5 protein-coding genes and 2 pseudogenes are annotated in these 4579 nt (G+C 59.8%); 5 read left to right on the top strand and 2 right to left on the bottom strand.

Features of this window, described 5'->3' with window-relative positions:
• Together PGX04_RS27490 and PGX04_RS27485 are read left to right on the top strand one after the other, a co-directional pair.
• Window positions 1-667 (top strand): annotated as a pseudogene (locus PGX04_RS27490) (hypothetical protein); the annotation flags it as partial.
• A gap of 160 nt (window positions 668-827) precedes the next feature.
• Window positions 828-1052 carry a hypothetical protein gene (locus PGX04_RS27485; RefSeq protein WP_273741394.1) on the top strand — a complete coding sequence of 75 codons (225 nt, stop codon included), beginning with the start codon at window positions 828-830 and terminating at the stop codon, window positions 1050-1052.
• Between the two features lie 72 nt (window positions 1053-1124).
• On the opposite strand, the gene PGX04_RS27480 is transcribed toward PGX04_RS27485, so the two are convergent.
• Window positions 1125-2402 (bottom strand): transposase, encoded by a 1278-nt coding sequence (locus PGX04_RS27480; protein WP_273741393.1) that lies wholly within the window; start codon window positions 2400-2402, stop codon window positions 1125-1127.
• Window positions 2399-2563 (bottom strand): hypothetical protein, encoded by a 165-nt coding sequence (locus PGX04_RS27475; protein ID WP_273741392.1) that lies wholly within the window; start codon window positions 2561-2563, stop codon window positions 2399-2401. The genes PGX04_RS27480 and PGX04_RS27475 overlap by 4 nt, the downstream gene beginning before the upstream one ends.
• A 74-nt stretch (window positions 2564-2637) precedes the next feature.
• Here PGX04_RS27475 and tnpA point away from each other — a divergent pair.
• The 3 genes and pseudogenes from tnpA to PGX04_RS27460 form a co-directional block, all read left to right on the top strand.
• Window positions 2638-3089: pseudogene (tnpA, locus tag PGX04_RS27470) on the top strand (IS200/IS605 family transposase).
• Window positions 3090-3211: 122 nt separating this feature from the next.
• Window positions 3212-3541, top strand: coding sequence for a type II toxin-antitoxin system VapC family toxin (locus tag PGX04_RS27465; RefSeq protein WP_273741391.1), 330 nt, complete (start codon window positions 3212-3214; stop codon window positions 3539-3541).
• Window positions 3542-3607: 66 nt separating this feature from the next.
• Window positions 3608-4579: cobyric acid synthase (locus tag PGX04_RS27460; protein ID WP_273741390.1), on the top strand; the 972-nt coding region annotated here is incomplete at its 3' end.

Here is a 4579-nt window from a genome sequence, read left to right as displayed (position 1 = left end):
CATCGACGACGCGCCGCTGGTCACGAAGACGCTGCTCGACCTCGCGCGGTCCTCCGGCGGCGTCTGGAAGCCGTTCGTCTCCGCGAGCATTCTGCTCGCGCTGGTGGCCGCGCTCGTCGGCGTCGTCGATTCGATCACCGGCATTGCGCCCGCGCCGGGGATCTTCTTCGGCGGCGTCCTCGGCCTCTCGGCCTTTACGACCTACAACTGGCTGACGCAGTTCGACTCGCTCGAGGACTACCTCACCTACCCCGTCTCGATCGCGGACGTCTTCCGAGCGAAGCGGATCGCGTTCGTCCTGGTCGGCGCGCCGACGGTGGCGGTGCCCTACCTCGCAGCGGTCATCTGGTTCGACGCGACGCTCGTCGACGCCGCCGTCGGAGCCGTCTTGCTGGCGGGCTACGCGCTGTACTACTACGGCCTGACCGTCTACATCGCCGGCTTCGATCCCAACGAGTTTCTCTTCGACGCCGTCCGGTTCATGACGTTCACCGTCGGCGTCGCCGTCGCGCTCGTCCCGACGCTGGTCGCCGGGTTCGTCGTCGTCCCGCCGTCACTGGAACTCGCTGCCGTCCTCGTAATCGGCGGAATCGGATTGGGGATCGTCGGGCTCGTCCTCTCGAGTCGCGCGGGGCCGCGCTGGGACGCGCGATATCGGGCAGAATAGTCGCTTGCAAACGACTGGAATCGGAGCCCAAGGAGACTGAACAGTCGTGAAGGAGGCGAGAGCGGGATAGATTTACTCACACGGATCTCTTTGCTCTCCTCCCTTCCTATTAACCTTGGAGAAAACTTTTTAGTAATACTGTGACATAATACAACCACGTATGTTGACAGTATCAGCGAAGATCCCCGATGACCTAAAGAAGGAACTGGAACGGGAAGATATCAATGTGAGCGAGGTTATTCGTACTGCTCTCGAGGAGGAAATCACCGAACGGAGGAGGGAAAAACTGAGACGAGATGTGGATTCCCTCAGGGAGAAGGTAGATGATGGGATAGAAACCGATGAGATCATCGAAGCAGTTCGTGAAACCCGTCAGGAGAACTAATGTCTGAATATCTCTTTGACGCTAGCTCTGTGGTGAACCGCCTCGGGGTCAAGCCCCGAGGCTTCCCGTGGTTTAATCGGACACTCCCACGATACCATCGGACTGATAGTCTCGAACGGCGTCGTGGGTCACGGTCGGGGCGTCCACGGCCCCCGATGCCTGCCGTCGCACCTTCCGAACAACGGGAAGGCTGTTGAGAGCAGGCACATTCCAGTCCTGATGCTTCTTGATGCCTTTCACGGCGATGTTGACGCTTGCACCACGGTCGCTGTGGTCTTGGTGGGAACACGACCGACACTTGAACCGCTTCTTGTTGCGGTTCGCTCGCTCGGCGTGCCCGCACAGCGGACACCGTTGACTCGTCTTGTACGGGTCAATCCATCCAGTCGGAATCCCCGAGAACGATGCCTTGTACGACGTATAGAACTGGAGAGCGCGGAACGGGAGGTGGTGCAAGCGTCGGTTCATCCGCGTGCCGTAGTCGATACTGTCGCGCATCTCTTTGAGGTCTTCAAAGACGATGCACGGCTTCTCGAACTGACGGCTCCACTCCATGATGTGACGACTCACGTTGTGGAGTCGGTCGCGGACGAACCGTTCCTCACGCCCTTCCAACGTGTCGTGGATGCTCTCTTTCCCCGCGTTCTGCACGCGCTTCCGCATCGTGAAGTAGCGGTGGCGCTCGAACTTGATTTCGGGAAAGTCGATAACCAACGTATCCTCGACGCCACCCTCGGAAAGTGCGGTGAGAGCCACGTTGTCCTCATTCACGTCCACGCCGATGACCGTTCGTGAGTCCTGCTTGTCTCGAACAGTCTGCTCGGTGTTGGTGACAGTAACGTGCAACTCGGCGTTCTCGTTGTGGAACAGGGCTTCCGCTGTCCCAATCTTCCACTCGTCGATCGTGAGCGCAGTCTTGAGAATGTCGAGGTGAGCGTCACTCCCTTTGAGGACGCCTTTAACGTGCTTGTATGGCTTCGCGCTGATACGGAACGTCACGTCGCCGTCGTCGGTGAGCGACAGATTGTACCCTTCCTCGTAGTTGGCTCGAAGCGGGTACGCGCCGTCCTTGGTGTGGCTCGGTTGGCCGAAGTCGTCGTACTCGTAGTAGTTCTCCATCGCGCCGAGTGCTTTGGCGACGACACGCTGTGTCGTGTTTTTCACGAGGTTGGCGTCGTTGGCCACGCGGTCAGGAATCGTGTCCCAGTCCACGCCTTGTTTGGCGAGGTGGATGGTTTCGTTGTACGCCGACCGTGCTTCGAGGGTGGCGTCGTACAGCAGGCCCTCGTTGTCACTCTGGATGTCGAGTTGGAAGTCCAGCGTCTTGAGGAGAGCCTGTGTGTCGGTCATTCCTGGTCGTTGGGTTGGACGTGACGGTAGTGCAGGAGGAGCGTGCGGAGTACGCTGTCGAAACTCGTGTGCCCCTCCTCGTCCTTGAGTTTATCAAGGTCGTCGTACACGGCGTCGGATACCTTGAGTTGCTTCGTCACGTCTACCTCTTGTTCTTCCACGCTTAAAAGTATACTGGTGGTGGTCTGTGAGTAGCTTCAAAGAACACTTCTGATTGGTCGTTGTATTGGTAGGTATGAGCGAGAAGCGGTCGAACCACACGGTATACAACGTTAACTACCACTTCGTGTGGTGTCCGAAGTACCGTCAAGCGATACTTGTACTAATCGAGGAGTCGCTGGAAGCGAGTTTTCGCGACGTGTGCGACGAGTACGGCTACGAGATACTGTCGTCGTCCGAAAATCTTCGATTTTCGTGATCACGAGAGACGAAGTCTCTCGAACGACTCCACATCACTCCTGGCCACGTACACCTGTTCCTGTCAGCCCACCCGAAGCACGCCCCGAGCGAGATTGTGCGAACGGTCAAGAGCATCACGGCGCGGGAGACGTGGAACAGCACGAACCGTTCTTGGAGGAGTATCTGTGGGGCGGTGGGTTCTGGGAGGAATCGTACTACGTTGGGACGGCAGGCGATGTTTCGACCGACACGATTGAGCAGTATATCGAGCGGACGGAACACGTTTAACGGGGCTTACGGCCTTCACCCTCGGGGTCAAGCCCCGAGGCACTCGGCCTGCTCCGCCTGTAGACATACTCATTGGCGAAAGTAGTTCCGATTTAGATATCAGCATCTTGTTTGATGAATATATGTTGGATTTGACGATGTATGAGGTGGCGAATTCGCTCTGGAAAATCGGGATGGTCAACGATACTCTGACTGGTGATGAGTTGGAAGACGCGATTGATATTCTCGATCGACTCGGGACGGAAATGAGACTGAGTACCGTGATTAACGAAAATCTCCCTCCAACAATGGATGTCGCTCAAGCAAACGGACTCACGTTCTATGACGCGGCTTATCTTGCTACTGCAGAGCGGAACGATCTCACGCTGGTGACTGAAGATAGCGCGCTTCGTGACTCCGCACGTGATCAAGATATTCCAGTAGATAACGTGCGTACCAGCTCTCTGAGGTGACGAGTGTGGTATGAACACGAACCGATAGGACGATACTCTCCGCTACTCGAGTCCCACCCAACGCGGATGACCAGAACCCTCCTCGTCGCCGGAACCGCGAGCCACGTCGGCAAGTCGACGGTCGCCGCCGGCCTCTGCAGGCTGCTCGCCGATCGCGGAATCGACGTCGCGCCGTTCAAGGGCCAGAACATGAGCAACAACGCTCGAGTCGTCGTTCGGCCGAACGCGGACGACCGCCAGCGCGGCGAAGCCCACGACGGCACCGAATCGAGCGACACGGACAATCAGTGGGGCGAAATCGGCGTCTCTCAGTTCGTCCAGGCTCGAGCGGCCCGCACGACCCCGACCACGGACTGCAACCCGGTGCTCCTCAAGCCCCGCGGCGACGGCGAGAGCCAGCTAGTGCTGCAGGGCGAGGCCCACGAGCACGTCCCCGCCGGCACCTACTACGAGGAGTACTGGGAGCGGGCGCGCGAGGCGGCCGAGGAGTCGTATCGCAGACTCGCGGCCGACAACGACGTGATCGTCGCCGAGGGTGCGGGCGGTATCGGCGAGATCAACCTGCACGATCGGGACCTCGCGAACGTCGAAACGGCCCGCTTCGCCGACGCCGACATCCTCCTGCTGGTCGACATCGAACGCGGCGGGGCCTTCGCCAGCCTCTACGGGACCATCGAACTCGTTCCCGACGCGCTCCGCGAGCGCATCGTCGGCGCGCTCATCACCAAATTCCGGGGCGATCCGTCGCTGCTCGAGCCCGGTATCGAGGAGATCGAGTCGAAGACCGGGGTACCGATTCTCGGCGTCCTGCCCTACGACGATCCCGGCCTCCCCGAGGAGGACAGCGTCGGCCTCCCCGGGAGTGAAGAACGGGGTGTCGTCGGCGACGACGACGGCGTCCCCGCGGACCACCGGATTCGGATCGCCGTCCCCCGACTGCCCCGAATCTCGAACGCGACCGACCTCGAGGCGCTGGCGGCCGAACCCGGCGTCTCGGTGGTGTACGTGCCGGTCGACGGCAACACGGCCGAGCCGCTC

Source organism: Natrinema soli, assembly GCF_028618695.1.
This window is presented reverse-complemented; position numbering and strand designations above follow the sequence as displayed.

Bases quoted from the DNA above. Each gene is read 5' to 3' on its own strand.
- PGX04_RS27465 (WP_273741391.1), top strand. From the start codon at position 3,212: ATGTTGGATTTGACGATGTATGAGGTGGCGAATTCGCTCTGGAAAATC.
- PGX04_RS27480 (WP_273741393.1), bottom strand. From the start codon at position 2,402: ATGACCGACACACAGGCTCTCCTCAAGACGCTGGACTTCCAACTCGAC.
- PGX04_RS27485 (WP_273741394.1), top strand. From the start codon at position 828: ATGTTGACAGTATCAGCGAAGATCCCCGATGACCTAAAGAAGGAACTG.